Origin of the sequence: Streptomyces sp. NBC_01224 (genome assembly GCF_036002945.1) — a bacterium.
GTDB lineage: Bacteria > Actinomycetota > Actinomycetes > Streptomycetales > Streptomycetaceae > Streptomyces.
Map to the genome: position 1 here is coordinate 2,679,498 of NZ_CP108529.1, position 14,977 is coordinate 2,694,474.

At 70.0% G+C, this 14,977-nt stretch carries 16 protein-coding genes and 1 pseudogene; 5 read left to right on the forward strand and 12 right to left on the reverse strand.

The window, feature by feature from the left end; translation table 11 throughout:
• Window positions 1-135: 135 nt before the first annotated feature.
• Window positions 136-1,077 carry a CAP domain-containing protein gene (locus tag OG609_RS11330; RefSeq protein ID WP_327272702.1) on the forward strand — a complete coding sequence of 314 codons (942 nt, stop codon included), beginning with the start codon at window positions 136-138 and terminating at the stop codon, window positions 1,075-1,077.
• A gap of 73 nt (window positions 1,078-1,150) precedes the next feature.
• A complete protein-coding gene (locus OG609_RS11335) occupies window positions 1,151-1,579 on the forward strand; it encodes a winged helix-turn-helix transcriptional regulator (RefSeq protein WP_327272703.1) in 429 nt (142 codons plus the stop codon).
• On the opposite strand, the gene mutM is transcribed toward OG609_RS11335, so the two are convergent.
• The 9 genes from mutM to OG609_RS11380 form a co-directional block, all read right to left on the reverse strand.
• Window positions 1,552-2,421, reverse strand: a complete 870-nt coding sequence (mutM, locus tag OG609_RS11340) for a bifunctional DNA-formamidopyrimidine glycosylase/DNA-(apurinic or apyrimidinic site) lyase (protein WP_327272704.1) — start codon at window positions 2,419-2,421, stop codon at window positions 1,552-1,554. The two genes, OG609_RS11335 and mutM, sit on opposite strands and share 28 nt — an antisense overlap.
• A gap of 94 nt (window positions 2,422-2,515) precedes the next feature.
• On the reverse strand, window positions 2,516-3,340 hold the full coding sequence (gene rnc / locus OG609_RS11345) for a ribonuclease III (RefSeq protein WP_327272705.1): 825 nt from the start codon (window positions 3,338-3,340) through the stop codon (window positions 2,516-2,518).
• A 19-nt stretch (window positions 3,341-3,359) separates the two neighbouring features.
• Window positions 3,360-3,533 (reverse strand): 50S ribosomal protein L32, encoded by a 174-nt coding sequence (gene rpmF, locus OG609_RS11350; RefSeq protein ID WP_003965982.1) that lies wholly within the window; start codon window positions 3,531-3,533, stop codon window positions 3,360-3,362.
• Window positions 3,534-3,535: 2 nt separating this feature from the next.
• Window positions 3,536-4,207 (reverse strand): YceD family protein, encoded by a 672-nt coding sequence (locus OG609_RS11355; RefSeq protein WP_327272706.1) that lies wholly within the window; start codon window positions 4,205-4,207, stop codon window positions 3,536-3,538.
• A 147-nt stretch (window positions 4,208-4,354) separates the two neighbouring features.
• On the reverse strand, window positions 4,355-5,422 hold the full coding sequence (locus OG609_RS11360) for an ATP synthase F0 subunit B (RefSeq protein ID WP_327272707.1): 1,068 nt from the start codon (window positions 5,420-5,422) through the stop codon (window positions 4,355-4,357).
• A 98-nt stretch (window positions 5,423-5,520) separates the two neighbouring features.
• Entirely contained in the window at window positions 5,521-6,000 is a 480-nt protein-coding gene (coaD, locus tag OG609_RS11365) for a pantetheine-phosphate adenylyltransferase (protein WP_327278009.1), read from the reverse strand.
• A gap of 26 nt (window positions 6,001-6,026) precedes the next feature.
• The gene (rsmD, locus tag OG609_RS11370; protein ID WP_327272708.1) at window positions 6,027-6,611 is read right to left on the reverse strand and encodes a 16S rRNA (guanine(966)-N(2))-methyltransferase RsmD; all 585 of its coding nucleotides are present in this window, start codon (window positions 6,609-6,611) and stop codon (window positions 6,027-6,029) included.
• 96 nt (window positions 6,612-6,707) lie between these two features.
• Window positions 6,708-8,978 (reverse strand): ATP-dependent DNA helicase RecG, encoded by a 2,271-nt coding sequence (recG, locus tag OG609_RS11375; RefSeq protein ID WP_327272709.1) that lies wholly within the window; start codon window positions 8,976-8,978, stop codon window positions 6,708-6,710.
• A gap of 321 nt (window positions 8,979-9,299) precedes the next feature.
• Window positions 9,300-10,913: a DAK2 domain-containing protein gene (locus tag OG609_RS11380; protein ID WP_327272710.1), complete on the reverse strand. Its 1,614-nt coding sequence runs from the start codon at window positions 10,911-10,913 to the stop codon at window positions 9,300-9,302.
• A gap of 258 nt (window positions 10,914-11,171) precedes the next feature.
• Between OG609_RS11380 and rpmB the strand changes: the two genes are divergently transcribed.
• Window positions 11,172-11,357 (forward strand): 50S ribosomal protein L28, encoded by a 186-nt coding sequence (gene rpmB / locus OG609_RS11385; RefSeq protein WP_030928661.1) that lies wholly within the window; start codon window positions 11,172-11,174, stop codon window positions 11,355-11,357.
• A 115-nt stretch (window positions 11,358-11,472) separates the two neighbouring features.
• On the opposite strand, the pseudogene OG609_RS11390 reads toward rpmB, so the two are convergent.
• Together OG609_RS11390 and OG609_RS11395 are read right to left on the reverse strand one after the other, a co-directional pair.
• Window positions 11,473-11,658: pseudogene (locus OG609_RS11390) on the reverse strand (bifunctional hydroxymethylpyrimidine kinase/phosphomethylpyrimidine kinase); the annotation flags it as partial.
• 10 nt (window positions 11,659-11,668) lie between these two features.
• Complete coding sequence (locus OG609_RS11395) at window positions 11,669-12,640, reverse strand: thiamine-phosphate kinase (protein ID WP_327272711.1); 972 nt, start codon at window positions 12,638-12,640, stop codon at window positions 11,669-11,671.
• Between the two features lie 336 nt (window positions 12,641-12,976).
• On the opposite strand from OG609_RS11395, the gene OG609_RS11400 reads away from it, so the two are divergent.
• Together OG609_RS11400 and OG609_RS11405 are read left to right on the forward strand one after the other, a co-directional pair.
• Window positions 12,977-13,210 (forward strand): Lrp/AsnC family transcriptional regulator, encoded by a 234-nt coding sequence (locus OG609_RS11400; protein WP_093899132.1) that lies wholly within the window; start codon window positions 12,977-12,979, stop codon window positions 13,208-13,210.
• A 50-nt stretch (window positions 13,211-13,260) separates the two neighbouring features.
• Complete coding sequence (locus OG609_RS11405; RefSeq protein ID WP_327278010.1) at window positions 13,261-13,716, forward strand: DUF3515 domain-containing protein; 456 nt, start codon at window positions 13,261-13,263, stop codon at window positions 13,714-13,716.
• 49 nt (window positions 13,717-13,765) lie between these two features.
• Here the strand turns inward: OG609_RS11405 and OG609_RS11410 are convergent, their stop codons facing one another.
• A complete protein-coding gene (locus OG609_RS11410) occupies window positions 13,766-14,923 on the reverse strand; it encodes a D-alanine--D-alanine ligase family protein (RefSeq protein ID WP_327272712.1) in 1,158 nt (385 codons plus the stop codon).
• Window positions 14,924-14,977 lie beyond the last annotated feature (54 nt).

Genomic DNA, 14,977 nt, shown 5'->3' on the forward strand with positions numbered 1-14,977 from the left:
TAACCGGCCAATTGCTCTCGGAACACTTCCTGCCGATAGGGCATGGGCTACAGTCCCGTCGCAATAGCTTCACCCCATCGGGTGAATCGTGTTGACGCCGAGAGCGGCGTCCAGACCCCCGGAAGGGTTCAGCAGATGGGACGCCATCGACGCTCCGCCGCAGCTCCTGCCGCTGAGTACCAGGCGGCGGGGGACGCGGGCCGGCACCGGGGTGCGCGTCGCAGGAAGCGGTCCGCGATACCTGTTCGTACGGGACTGATCGGCGCGTCCGCGGCCCTTGCCATGGGGGCCGTGGCGGTCGCCTCCGGTCTGCTGCCCGGCGGCGACACCTACACGGTCGGCGGCGACACGGCTGCCGACCAGGTGCGTACCAAAGGAGCCCCGGATCTGCTGACCCAGGGCGCCTCCACCACCGGCCCTGCCGACCGCGACGCCGCGGCCGGCCGCGGCGTCGGGCGTGCCGACGGCCCGACGAAGGCGAAGTCCCCCACCGGGTCCCCGTCGTCCGCCTCCGCGTCGAAGACATCCGGACCGACCGGGCGGGCAAAGCCGTCCGAATCTCCGACGTCGTCCGAGTCCGCTGCGACGGAAGCCGGGAAGAGCACCGCCCCGGCCACGGTCGAGGAGTCGTCGGCCGCGCCGACGGCCGCGGCCTCCACTCCGGCCGCCCGCAGGTCCGTGGAGCCGACGCCGGCCGCCGCCGGCTCCACGCAGGCCGCTGTGCTCACCCTGGTCAACCAGGAGCGCGCGAAGGTCGGCTGCAGCCCCGTGACGGCCAGCGCCCCACTGGCCTCGCTGGCTCAGGACTTCAGCGACGACATGGCTGCCCGCGGCTTCTTCGACCACACCGACCCCGATGGCCGGACCCCCTGGGACCGTGCCTCGAAGGCCGGCGTGCAGGGGCTCGGCGGCGAGAACATCGCCCGCGGCCAGGCCGACGCGCAGGCCGTGATGGACTCCTGGATGAGCAGCGACGGCCATCGGGCAAACATTCTCAACTGCGATTACAAGACGCTCGGCGTCGGCGTGCACTTCGGTGCGGGCGGCCCCTGGTGGACCCAGGACTTCGGTTTCTGAGCACTCCCGGGGGGCGCCCACCGGGAGAAAGCGCACCCCAGTGGTAAGCGCTGTGCGGCGTACGCTGGTCGGCATGGACGAGAACACCCGTCTGGATGCGCTCGCTTTTGATGTGTTCTCCAGACAGTGCCCCTCACGCGGCACCCTGGAGCATGTCACCGGGCGCTGGGGCAGTCTGACGCTGGGAGCGCTGTACGAGGGCAGCTTCCGCTTCAACGAACTCCGTCGCCGGGTCGACGGGGTGAGCGAGAAGATGCTCTCGCAGACGCTCCACGCCCTGGAGCGCGACGGCCTGGTCCACCGCGAGGCCCAGCCGACCAATCCCCCGCGCGTCGACTACGAGCTGACGCCTCTGGGCCGGCAGGTCGCCGAGCGGCTGCTCGGACTGATCGAGCTCGTCGAGGGCCGGATGCCCGAGGTGCTCCAGGCCCGTGACCGTTACGACGAGGCCCACCCGAGTCCGGAGACCGGCGCTCAGGAAGCCGTGCGCGGCAATCGCTGACAGCGCGGGCAGAAGTAGCTGGAGCGGTTCATCCACGGGCGGCGGCGCATCGGCGTACCGCAGCGGTGGCAGGGCTCGCCCTCCCGCCCGTACGCGTCGAGCGAGCGGTCGAAGTAGCCGGACTCGCCGTTCACATTGACGTAGAGGCTGTCGAAGCTGGTGCCGCCCTGTTCGAGCGCCGCGTTCATCACGTCGCGGACATGGCCCAGCAGTTCGGCCGACTTGGGGCGGGTGAGGGTTGCGGTGGGCCGGTCGTAGTGCAGCTTGGTGCGCCAGAGCGCCTCGTCCGCGTAGATGTTGCCGACGCCGCTGATCAGCGACTGGTCGAGCAGGGCGCGCTTGACCGTCGTACGGCGCAGACGCAGCGCGGTGTGGAAGGCGTCGTCGTCGAACGCCGGGTCCAGGGGGTCGCGGGCGATGTGCGCGATGGTGTCGGGCAGCCCGTCCGTGCTGTCGGCGGCGCATTCGTGGAGAGAGAGCCCGCCGAAGGTCCGCTGGTCGACGAAGCGCAACTCGGTGCCGAGCGAGTCGTCGAAGCAGATCCTGACGCGCAGATGCTTCTCGTCGGGGGTGTCCTGCGGCTGTACGAGCAGCTGGCCGCTCATGCCGAGGTGGCCCAGCAGTGAGCTGGACGCATCGTTCAACGGCACCCAGAGGTACTTCCCGCGGCGCATGGCCGTTCCGAAGCGGGCGCCGCCGAGCCGGGCCGCGAAGTCCACGCCGCCCGCGAGATGGCGGCGGACCGCGCGCGGGTGCAGCACCTCGACGTCGCCGACGGTTCGGCCGGTGACCCAGCGCTCAAGACCCCGTCGTACGACTTCGACCTCGGGCAGCTCGGGCACGGTGTCGCTCCTGGAGAAGTGAACTGGAGAGATGAAAAGAATATCCGGGCAGGAAAAACCCCTCGGTGCACAGGGCACCGAGGGGGTTCTCGGGTCAGGCCGGAGCGGCGTCCGTGGACGGCGACGGGTCGGCAGGGGTGTCGGCGGCCCCTCCGTCGGCGGCGGCCTTCGCCGCAGCCTCCCGCGCTTCCGCGGCGGCGCTGATCTCACGCCAGGCGGACTCCGCCGCCTGCTGCTCCGCTTCCTTCTTGCTACGGCCGGTGCCGGTGCCGTACGAGACACCACCGACGCGAGCAGCAGCAGTAAAGGTCTTCTCGTGGTCCGGGCCGGTCTCCGTGACGAGGTACTCGGGGACGCCGAGGCTCTCGCTCGCGGTGAGTTCCTGGAGGCTGGTCTTCCAGTCCAGGCCGGCGCCGAGGTTCGAGGACCTGTCGATCAGCGGGTCGAAGAGCCGGTGGACCAGCTCCGAGGCCGCGCTGAGACCCTGGTCGAGGTAGACCGCGCCGATCACCGCTTCAAGGGTGTCGGCGAGGATGGACGCCTTGTCCCTGCCGCCCGTGCCCTCTTCACCCCGGCCGAGCCGGATGAAGGAGCCGAGTTCGAGGCCGCGGCCCACCTCCGCAAGTGCACGCGAGTTGACCACCGCGGCCCGCAACTTGGCCAGCTGGCCTTCGGGCAGATCGGGGTGGGTACGGTACAGCGTGTCCGTGACCACCAGGCCGAGCACCGAATCCCCGAGGAATTCGAGCCGCTCGTTGGTGGGCAGACCGCCGTTCTCGTATGCGTACGAACGATGGGTCAGCGCACGCACCAGAAGGGCGGACTCGAGGTGATACCCGAGCCGCCCTTCCAGAAGCGTGTGGGACGAGGCTGTGTTGACGTTGTCTGCTTGCTTCTTGGCGTTGGACAACTCAGACATCGGGCCTCTCACCAGCCGCTCAGACCTCGAGGACCTGGCGCTTGTTGTACGTGCCGCAGCTGGGGCACGCGATGTGCTGCAGCTTCGGCTCCTGGCAACGCTCACACGAAACCAGGGTGGGGACCGCAGCCTTCCACTGCGACCGGCGGTGGCGCGTGTTGCTGCGCGACATCTTCCGCTTCGGAACAGCCACGGCTACTTCTCCTGCTTCTCGTCGACGCCCGCTTCGGCGCCGCCCATGTTGTCCTTCTCGCCGTCCTGAACGGTGTCGGCGAGTCCTTGCAATGCCGCCCAACGGATGTCGACGGCATCGTGGTGGTGACCGGGGTTCTCGTCCAGCCTGATTCCGCATTCGGAACACAGACCTGCACAGGACTCCCGGCACACCGGCTGCATCGGCAGTGCGAGCACCACCGCATCGCGCAGCACTGGTTCGAGGTCGAACAGGCCGTCCTCGATGAAGAGCCTGTCCTCGTCGTCCTCGGCGTCGTCGGCCGGTTCCGCCTTGCTGCTGCGGCCCCGGTCATCGGCGTCAGGGTACGAGAACATCTCCTGGAAGTCCGCCACAACCTCTTGGTGCAGCGGCTCCAGACACCTTACGCACTCCCCCTCGGCCGACGCACGGGCGGTGCCTGTGACAAGCACCCCTTCCATGACCGATTCGAGACGGAGGTCCAGCTCCACGGGTGCGCCTTCCGGCACACCGATGACCCCGTCGATGCCGAGGGCCGGTGAACCGGGTGCGTCCACCGAGCGGGTCAGCCGCTGGAGGGCACCGGGACGCCGACCCAGCTCGTGCGTATCGAACACGAGGGGGTTTCGGTGGTCGAGGTGGCCGTTCAGGGCTTTTCCTGCTTTCGGAATCATGTGCATCGCGCATCGTGGGGAGGGCCGACCGGATTCGGATTCGAAACGGGCAGCCGGGATCGCGGACATACGCGCGACCGAAGAGCCAGGATACTGGACGCGCCGCCCAGCTCCCAATCCGGTCCGCCCCGGCTATGTGCCGCCCGGTCAGCGCTCCTGTTCGTACCGGCGGAGCTGGTCCAGATCGATCATGCTGGTGTCGAACAGGCTGGTCTCGTCGAGGGCGCTCTCACCCTGCGGCTGGAGCGCCTGCTGGGGCTGCACGGGCTGCTGCTGCCAGCCGTCGTACCCCTGGGCCGGGATCTGGGCCTGGCTCTGGTCGTAGCCCTGCTGCTGATAGGCGGCGTACGGGTCCGGCTGCTGCTGGTACCCGTAGACGTCCTGCTGCGGCTGCTCCTGGTACGCGTACGTCTCCGCGTAGCTCGGCTGGGCCGGGGCGGGGAAGTGCGGCTGGACCTGCTGGTGCACCGGCTGCGGGGTGGCGAGCTCGGCGAGGCCGGCCCAGTGGTCCTCGTCGCTCATGTGCCCCTGATTGCCCGCCGCGTCCTGGGCGGCCACGTGCGCGCCGAGTTCGTCGGTGGCGACCCGGCCGTGCAGCTTCTGCCGGCCGCGGCCGACCGCCTCCAGGGTCTTGGCGAGCACGGCCTCGAAGGCGCCGAGCTTGGTGTCGACGTACTCGTCCGCACGGCGCTGGAGCGTGGCCGGGTCGGTGCTGCGCTCGGGGGCCTCGGCGAAGTCCGGGTCCTCGTATCCCTGCTCGTCGAAGGCCTGGCCACGGCCGAGGAGCTTCTCGCGGCCCCGGTCGACGGAGCCGATGGTCTTGGTGAGGACGACCTCGAAGTTGGCGAGTTTGCTGTCGACGTACTCGTCGGCCTCGGCACGGACCTCCTCGGCCTCCCGGCGGGCCTCGCCGAGGATGCGGTCGGCCTCACTGCGGGACTGCACGGCGACCTCGGTCCCGGAGATCAGCGAGGCGCGTTCGGCGCGTGCGGCCTCGATGATCCGCTCGGCCTCCTGACGGGCCTGCTCGGCCATCTGCTCCCGCCCACCGATGAGCTCCTGAGCGTGGGCGAGCGAGCCGGGCAGGGCCTCGCGCACCTCTTCGAGCATCGCGAGCAGCTCGGCGCGGTTGACCACGCACGAAGCCGACATGGGCATGGACCGGGCGCTCCCGACCGCCTCGACGATCTCGTCGAGCTTCTTCTGCACGTCCACCGTGTGCTCGCCACTCTCTACAGCCGATTGGAGACGGACGGGACGACTGTACGGCCAGTCGGCGCCCGCCCGACACCTGCTGACGGTTCGTCAGTTATTCAGTGCTGAGCGAGGCGTTCGGTGAGGGCTTCATGGACCACCGGGGGCAGCAGGTGGGAGACGTCGCCGCCCCAGGTGGCGACCTCCTTGACCAGGGAGGACGACAGGAAGCTGTAGGTGGGATTGGTCGGCACGAAGAGCGTTTCGACGCCGGAGAGGCCGTTGTTCATCTGGGCCATCTGCAGCTCGTAGTCGAAGTCGCTGACGGCCCGCAGGCCCTTCACGATCGCCGGGATGTCGCGCTGCTTGCAGAAGTCGACCAGGAGACCGTGGAAGGACTCGACCTCGACGTTGCCGAAGTCCGCGGTGACCTGGCGGATGAGGTCGATCCGCTCGTCGACCGTGAACAGGCCCTTCTTGGACTGGTTGATCATCACCGCGACATGTACGACGTCGTACAGCTTCGAGGCACGGCCAATGATGTCGAGGTGTCCATTGGTGATGGGGTCGAATGACCCCGGGCAGACGGCGCGGCGCAACTTGGTTCCCTCGCTCTCCGGTCCGGTCATCGTGCGTCTTCGCACGTAGAGGCGGCGCGACCGTACCAAAGCGTTCCCTCGCCGTAGCGACGGGCCCGCAGTGGCTCGAATCCCTTGGGCCAGTTGAATTCTCCGCCTCTGGTGCTGCGTTCCACGGTGACGAGGGCGTCGGCCGTGAGCCACCCCTGGGCACGGAGTGTGAGCAGTATCTCGCCAAGATCGTCGTCGGTCACGGCGTACGGCGGGTCCAGGAACACCACGTCGTACGGCTCCGCGGGCGCCGGTCCCGTCACGATCTGTTCGGCTTTGCCGGTACGGACTTCGGCGCCGGGCAGGCCGAGTGTGCGGACGTTGTCCCGGACGGTGCGGACGGCCTTGGGGTCGGCCTCGACGAGCAGGGCGTGGACCGCGCCGCGGGAGAGTGCTTCCAGGCCGACGGCGCCGGAACCCGCGTACAGATCCGCGATACGGGTGCCGTGGAGGCTGCCCAGGAGGGCTTCCCAGGTGGAGAAGAGGCCCTCGCGTGCACGGTCGGAGGTGGGGCGGGTGCCGGTGCCGGGCGGGACGGCCAGGCGGCGTCCGCCGGCCGAGCCGGCGATCACGCGGGTCATGGGTGTCTGATCCTCGGTTCGTGGGTGGCCCACAGGATGCTGCGGCGCCGTGCCACCCACGATATGGCGTCGTGGCGGATGGGGCCCGCGCACCCGTCACCCCTTGTCGAGGTACTGTTCGCGCTCCTTGTCGAGCAGCGCGTCCAGCGCGATCCGCAGCGCGGGCAGGTGTTCCAGCTCCGGGTCGGCTGCGACGATCGTGGCGGCCTCCTCGCGGGCGGCGGCGATGACCTCCTCGTCGTCGATGACGGTGAGCATCCGCAGCGAGGAGCGGACCCCGGACTGGGCCTGACCGAGGACATCGCCCTCACGGCGCTGTTCAAGGTCGATCCGGGACAGCTCGAAGCCGTCGAGGGTGGCGGCGACGGCGGAGAGCCGGGCGCGGGCGGGGCTGGCCTCGTGGGCCTCGCTGACCAGCAGACAGAGTCCAGGGGCGGAGCCGCGGCCGACCCGGCCGCGCAGCTGGTGGAGCTGGGAGACCCCGAACCGGTCGGCGTCCATGATCACCATGGCGGTGGCGTTGGGGACGTTGACCCCGACCTCGATGACGGTGGTGGCGACGAGGACGTCGACCTGGCCCGCGGCGAAGCGGCGCATCACTTCGTCCTTGTCGTCGGGGTTCATCCTGCCGTGCAGTACCTCGACGCGCAGACCGGCGAGCGGGCCCTTGGCGAGCTGTTCGGCGATCTCCAGGACGGCGAGTGGCGGGCGCTTCTCGCCGTCGTCCTCGGCCGCCTTCTTCTTCCCCTTCTTGCCCGTCGCCTCGTCTTCGGCGTCGTCGCCGATGCGGGGGCAGACCACATAGGCCTGGTGCCCGTTCTCCACTTCCTCGCGGACCCGTTCCCAGGCGCGGCTGAGGAAGTGCGGCTTGTCCTTGGCGGGTACGACATGACTGGCGATCGGCGAGCGGCCGGCCGGCAGCTGGTCCAGTACGGACGTCTCCAGGTCGCCGAAGACGGTCATGGCGACCGTACGGGGAATGGGGGTCGCGGTCATGACCAGCAGGTGCGGCGGCTGCTTTCCCTTGGAGCGCAAGGCGTCGCGCTGTTCCACCCCGAAGCGGTGCTGTTCGTCGACGACGACCAGCCCCAGGTCGTGGAACTGCACCTTGTCCTCGATCAGCGCATGTGTGCCGATCACGATCCCGGCCTCGCCCGTGACGAGGTCGAGCAGGGCCTGGCGGCGGGCCGCGACGCCCATGGAGCCGGTGAGCAGCACCACCTTCGTCCCCTGCTCGGAGCCGCCGAGCTCCCGCCCGTCGCCCGACCGCCGCCCCTCCTGAGGAGGCGCTTCGCGCCACAGGCCCCACTTCTCGGCCAGCTCGCCCATCATTTCGGTGATGGAGCGGTGGTGCTGCTGGGCGAGCACTTCGGTGGGCGCGAGCATGGCGGCCTGCCCGCCCGCGTCGACGACGCCGAGCATCGCGCGCAGCGCGACCATGGTCTTCCCGGACCCGACCTCGCCCTGGAGGAGCCGGTGCATCGGGTGCTCGGTCGCGAGGTCGTCGAAGATCTCCTTGGAGACCTTCTGCTGTCCCTCGGTGAGGGTGAAGGGCAGCTTGGCGTCGAAGGCGTCGAGCAGTCCGCCGGGCCTGGGTCTGCGGGCCACTGCCGGGAGCTGGGTGTCGGCGTATCTGCGGCGGGCCAGCGCGACCTGGAGGACGAAGGCCTCGTCCCACTTCAGCCGGTCCCTGGCCTGTGCGATGTCCGCCTTGGTCTGCGGGCGGTGGACCTTCAGCAGCGCTTCCGGGAGCGGGGTGAACCCGCGGCCCTCGCGCAGACTCGGCGGCAGCGGGTCGACGGCCTCCCGCGCGCTGGGCAGCACGGTGTCGACGGCCTTGGCGATCCGCCACGAGTCCAGCTGCTTGCAGGCCGGGTAGATCGGCAGCAGCCGCCCGGCGAACGCGTCCACCGCTTCCGTGGTCTCGGCCCCGTCGACGGACTCGGCGTCCAGCAGCTGGTACGTGGGGTGGGCCAGCTGCATCTTCCGGTTGAAGACGGAGACCTTGCCCGCGAACATCGCCCGCCGGCCCGGCAACAGCTCCTTGTGCGGCTTGTGGACGCCATGGCCGAAGAAGACCAGCTGGAGGCGGCCGCTGCCGTCGGTGAGGGTCACTTCGAGGCGCTTGCCGCGGCCGTTGTTGAACATCATGACGCGTGCGTCGGCGACCTGGGCGACCACCGTCACATGCTCGTCCAGCGGAAGGTCGGTCAGCGCCGTGAGCCGACCGCGCTCCTCGTACCGCCGCGGGTAGTGGTGCAGCAGATCACCGACCGTGTGCAGGTCGAGGTGTTCGGCCATCACCTTCGCGGTGGCTCCGCCGAGCAGCTTCTTGAGGGGTTCATCGAACGCAGACACGCGATCCATTGCACACCACACCACTGACAGATGTCCGCCGGGCACCACCCGGTACACCGGAATCCGCTGGTTGGAATTGTCGCCACGCCTCCAGGATCGGCTCCCGCGCCTCCGGCTCGCGATCACCTCTCACGGGATCGCCCGACCCGCGCCCATGCCCGGACGCGGCCCGGGCACGGGCTCGCAGTGTCCTCGATGCGTACGGGGACGAGGAACCGGGCGAGACGGGGCCGGGCACGCCCGGCGGAGGCGGAGGCGCTGCTGAAGTACCTGGCCAGGAATCCAATCCCGTCCGGCGCTTGAGGACACCCGCGCCGGCCGTGCGCCGCCCTACTCCACCCCGATCAGCAGCGGAGCGCACTGGAGGCCGCCCCGGTACACCACCGTGTCGACCGCCAGATAGCCCTCGCGTACATGCTCCTCCAGCTCGTCGGCCAGGCTGTCGGGGACGTCCTCGCCGAGTACCAGGGTGACCAATTCGCCACCCGCCGCCAGCATGCGGTCCAGCACGTTCCGGGCCGTTTCCGGTACGTCCTCGCCGATGACCGCGACATCGCCGTCGATCAGGCCCAGGATGTCGTCGGCCTGGCAGATACCCGCCATGGTCCAGGACTGCCGCTCGGCGACGGCCAGTTCGGCGTAGCGGGTGGCACCGGCCGCGGCGGTCATCGCCACCACGTCCTCGTCGAAGCTGCGGTCGGGTTCGTGGACGGCGAGGGCCGCGATGCCCTGGACGGCGGCCCGGGTCGGGATCAGGGCGACCCGGACACCCTCCGCGCGGGCCTGTTCGGCGGCGGCAGCGGCGGTGTGGCGCAGCTCCGCGTCGTTGGGCAGCAGAACCACCTCACGGGCGTGCGCCCGGCGGATCGCGTCGACCAGTTCGCCGCTGGCAGGCGGCTCCCCGGGGCGCGCCAGGACCGTCGTCGCCCCGGCCTCCTTGCACAGGCCGCGGAGCCCGTCGCCGGGGACCACCACGACGACCGCGCGTTGCACGGGTTCGGTGTGGGGGTGCACCCGGTCCGCGCCGAAGTGGGTGATCCGGATGCGGTACGGCCGCCCCGCCTCGACACCGGCCTCCACCGCCGCACCCGCGTCGTCGACATGCACATGGACGTTCCACAGCCCGTCGCCGCCCACCACCACGAGCGAGTCGCCGAGCCTGTCGAGCCGGGCCCGCAGCCGGTCCACGGCGTTGTCCGTGGCCTCCAGCAGATAGATGACCTCGAAGGCCGGTCCGCCCTCCGCGCAGTCCTGCGGCACAGGGACCACGGCCGCGGGCACGGCCACGTATGTGCGCTCGGGAGCCCGCCCGGAGACCGCTTCGACGAGCGCCCCGAGCACCGTCACCAGGCCCCGTCCGCCGGCGTCCACGACGCCCGCCCGTCCGAGGACGGCGAGCTGTCCGGGGGTCGCTTCCAGGGCCGTCCGCGCTCCCTCGTACGCCGCCCGTGCGACCGCCGCGGTTCCGGCGTCGTCCGCCGCGCGCCCGGCGGCCTCGGCGGCCGCGGTGGCCACGGTCAGCACGGTGCCCTCGACGGGGTGGGCGACGGCCTGCCGGGCGGATGCGGCGGCCCTGGTGAGCGCCCGGCGCAGATGGTCCGCGTCGTGCCCGTCGGCCAGCACCCCTGCCATGCCGCGCAACAGTTGAGCCAGGATCGTGCCGGAGTTTCCGCGCGCACCGATCAGTGCTCCGTGCGCCATGGCCCGTACCGCGTCGGCGGCGACGGGCACGGTCGTACCGGTCTCATGGGCGGCGAAGACCGCTTCGACGGCCTGGGTCGCGGACTCCACTGTGAGATAGAGGTTCGTACCGGTGTCCCCGTCGGCGACGGGGTAGACGTTGATCGCGTCGATCGCCTCGCGCTCCCGGCCCAGTGCCTCCAGGGCCAGTGAGCACCAGGTACGCACCGCGACGGCGCCCATGTCGTCGGCGGTCTGCGGCACCTGTCGGTCCTCCTCGAAATCGGCCGTGGGTGGCCGGCTGCACCGCAGAGTAGCTCCGCGCGCCGGGTCCGGCGGGGACAGGGGCGGGGCAGGGGGCGGCGGAACCCATGGTAGTTTCGTTCTACCGACGCAGCCGTTGTATGCTGCTTCGGTTGCCCGATGAGAGTCGGGCCATTCCTCCGGTGCCGCCACTTCAGTCAAATGATTCCGGCGCGCCGGAATTCACTGTAAGTGCACCTGAAGTCTTTGGAGTGACCCGTGGCTGCCAACTGCGACGTCTGCGGCAAGGGGCCGGGCTTCGGCAACAACATTTCGCACTCGCACCGCCGTACGTCCCGTCGCTGGAATCCCAACATCCAGCGCGTGCGTGCCGTGGTCGGTCGGACGCCGAAGCGGCTCAACGTCTGCACCTCGTGCATCAAGGCCGGCAAGGTCGCGCGCTGACGTTCCCGTCGTAGCGCAGCCTTCCGGTTGCCCAAAAAGCCGGTCCACCTCGGTGGACCGGCTTTTTGCTGTGCTCCGGGGGCCCTCACACGGTGCGCGTCCGCCGGCCATGGCCGACGGGGCCGATTCCGGCGCCCTGCGCCCCCAGCGAGTTCTGGGCCGTGACGGCGCTCAGCACGCTCATTCCGTGCACACCGAGCGCCGGCATCGTCTTCAGATCGGCCTGAATGCCCGCACCGCCGCCGGAATCGGAACCGGCGACGGTGCGTGCACGGGCGGGTACAGCAGCGGATATGGGCATACGCCGAAATCTACTGAGCGTCCTCGATGTCCCCGAAATGGTCCCAGCCGCCCTTGCTGGTCCAGGGCGCCCCGTCGACCGTCACCTGTGGCAGCGCCGAGGGGTTGAGGACTTCGCCGATCACCTTCCAGCGGGCGGGCAGTTTCACGTCCGGCGGGAAAGTGGCGACGATCGCGTGGTCCTCTCCCCCCGTCAGCACCCACTGCAGCGGGTCCACGCCGACGGCCTGTCCGATGTCGGACATCTGCGAGGGGATGTCGATGAGTCCGGAGCGCAGATCGATCCGGACCTTGCTGGCCTCGGCGATGTGCCCGAGGTCGGCGACGAGTCCGTCGCTCACGTCCGTCATCGCGGTGGCGCCGAGTCCGGCGGCCGCGGGGCCTGCGTGGTACGGCGGTTCGGGGCGCCGGTGGGCCTCGACGAAGGCGCGGGGCGAGCGGAAGCCGCGGGAGAGCACGGCGTATCCGGCAGCGGACCAGCCGAGCCAGCCGGTGACGGCGACGACGTCGCCGGGCTGGGCGCCGGACCGGGTGACCGGTTCATGGTTGCGCAGATCGCCGAGTGCGGTGATCGAGACGGTGATCGTCTCGCCGCGCACCACATCGCCGCCGACCACGGCCGCGCCGGCGACCTGGCACTCGTCACGGATGCCGTCCATCAGCTCGCCGGCCCAGGTGACCGGGAGTTCGGCGGGGACGACCAGGCCGAGCAGCAGCGCGGTGGGCACGGCGCCCATGGCGGCGATGTCGGCGAGGTTCTGGGCGGCGGCCTTGCGGCCGACGTCGTACGCCGTCGACCAGTCGCGACGGAAGTGCCGTCCCTCCAACAGGATGTCCGTACTGGCCACGACCCTGCGGTCGGGAGCGGACACGACCGCGGCGTCGTCGCCGGGGCCGAGCCGTACCGCCGGAGTGGTGGTGAGCCGGGAAGTGAGCTCCCTGATGAGCCCGAACTCCCCCAACTCGCCCACGGTTCCCTTCACCGAGTCTCACCTCTCATCTATCGCCCCGGACGATCGTCCGGGCTGCTTCAGCGGCCGGGGGTCCGGATCGTGGACCGGCCGCCGCCGCAGGGAGCAGTCTGCACCGGTTCTCATCGGCATGTCTGTCCCCCTCCCGCAACGCTCTTCCGCACCGCTGCACATGCGGTCGCGGGCCGTCACTGCTGTCGGTACTGTCAATAGATACGTCAACTTGTGTCTTGCGTGCGCCACGCTGTGGACGTCAACCGCCCCGTAGGTCTCCCCGCAGCCCGCGGCAACGCGATACCGTGGCGTCCCTTTCCCCCACATGATCCTCGTGGCCGCCCTGGAGGTTCCGTGGTACAGGCGTACATCCTTATTCAGACCGAGGTGGGCAAGGCGTCGACCGTCGCCGAGACCATCGCCAAAGTTCCGGGAGTGATCCAGGCAGAGGACGTCACCGGCCCCTACGACGTGATCGTGCGCGCCCAGGCCGACACGGTCGATGAACTCGGCCGCATGGTGGTCGCCAAGGTCCAGCAAGTGGAAGGCATCACCAGAACCCTGACCTGCCCGGTCGTTCATCTGTAGTCCCCGTCTACGCTGGGCCGGTGAGATCATTGCGCCGGTTCCGCCACCCCGTGTTTCTCGGTCCGTCCGTTGCCGCGCTGCTGCTGGCCGCGGCGGGCTGCTCCTCAACCGACGCCGCGGCGTCGATCACGGTTCCCACGCCGTCACCGGAAGCCGCAGCTTACTGCCGTGCACTGCACAAGGAGCTGCCGAAGACCGTTGCCGGACTCGACCGCGGTGACACCGGAACGAAGTCCGAACTGACCGCTGAGTGGGGGGACGGAGCGATCGTACTGCGCTGTGGTGTCCCCCGGCCCGCGAAGATGGACGACCCCATGGCGAAGGGGGCCGAAGCGGACCGCGTCAACTGGCTGCTGGAGCAGCCGGAGGACGCCGGTCCGCGTTTTACGACGACCTACCGCAAGGCGTATGTCGAGGTGAGCCTGTCGACGGCGTACGCCCACGACGCGAGCCCGTTGGCAGCGTTCGGCCCGGCCATCCGCAAGACGGTCCCCAGCAGCCTGTAGGGCGTGCGCTCCCGGGCGGGAGCGCACGCCCTACGGCGCGGGACTCTTCTCAGCGCAGGCCGGTCGGCCGGTTCAACGCGGCCTGGATCAGCCGGTCCACCAGCTCCTGGTAGCTCACGCCGCTCTCCTGCCACATCCGCGGGTACATGGAGATCGGGGTGAAGCCCGGCAGCGTATTGATCTCGTTGATCACGAAGCTGCCGTCCTCGGTGAGGAAGAAGTCGGCCCGCACCAGGCCCTCGCAGGACACGGCTTCGAAGGCGTCGACCGCCAGCCGCTGAACCTCGGCCGTCTGCTCCTCGGTGAGCGGGGCGGGCACGATCCCGGAGGCCGAGTCGATGTACTTGGCCTCGAAATCGTAGAAGTCGTGCGAGGTCACCGGCGGGATCTCGGCGGGCACGCTGGCGCGCGGTCCGTCCTCGAACTCCAGCACCCCGCACTCGATCTCGCGGCCGCGCAGCAGCGACTCGACCAGGAACTTGGGGTCGTGACGGCGGGCTTCCTCGATCGCCTCGTCGAGACCGGAGAGATCGTCGACCTTGGTGATGCCGATCGACGAGCCGGCCCGGGCGGGCTTGATGAAGAGCGGCCAGCCGTGGTCACCGGCGAAGTCCACGATGCGCTTGCGGGCAGCGGAGGGGTCCGTGTCCCATTCGCGGGGACGTACCACGACGTACGGGCCGACCGGCAGCCCGAACGAGGTGAAGACCCGCTTCATGTACTCCTTGTCCTGGCCGACCGCCGAGGCGAGCACCCCGGCGCCGACGTACGGCACGCCGGAGAGCTCCAGGAGCCCCTGAAGGGTGCCGTCCTCGCCGTACGGGCCGTGCAGCACGGGAAAGACGACGTCGACCTCGCCGAGCGCCTTGGGGACCGAGCCGGGCTCGCTGTACACCACTTCACGGCTGCCGGGGTCGACGGAGAGCACCACGCCGCCCTCGGTGGACTCGGCCAGCTGGGCCACGTCCGGCATCTTCCGGTCCGTGATGGCCATGCGCTCGGGCTCGTCGGCGGTGAGCGCCCAGCGGCCGTCCGTCGTGATGCCGATCGGCAGGACGTCGTACTTCGTCCGGTCGATGGCGTTCAGGACGGCACCTGCCGTGACGACCGAGATGCCGTGTTCGGAGCTGCGGCCGCCGAACACGACGGCCACGCGCGGCTTGCGGAGCTGCTGCTCCGGGCTCTGGGGGAGGTTCTCGCTGCTCATATCGCGTTGAGCGTACCTGCTGGTACCAATCGCGTCAGCGTGGCCGGGGCCGCT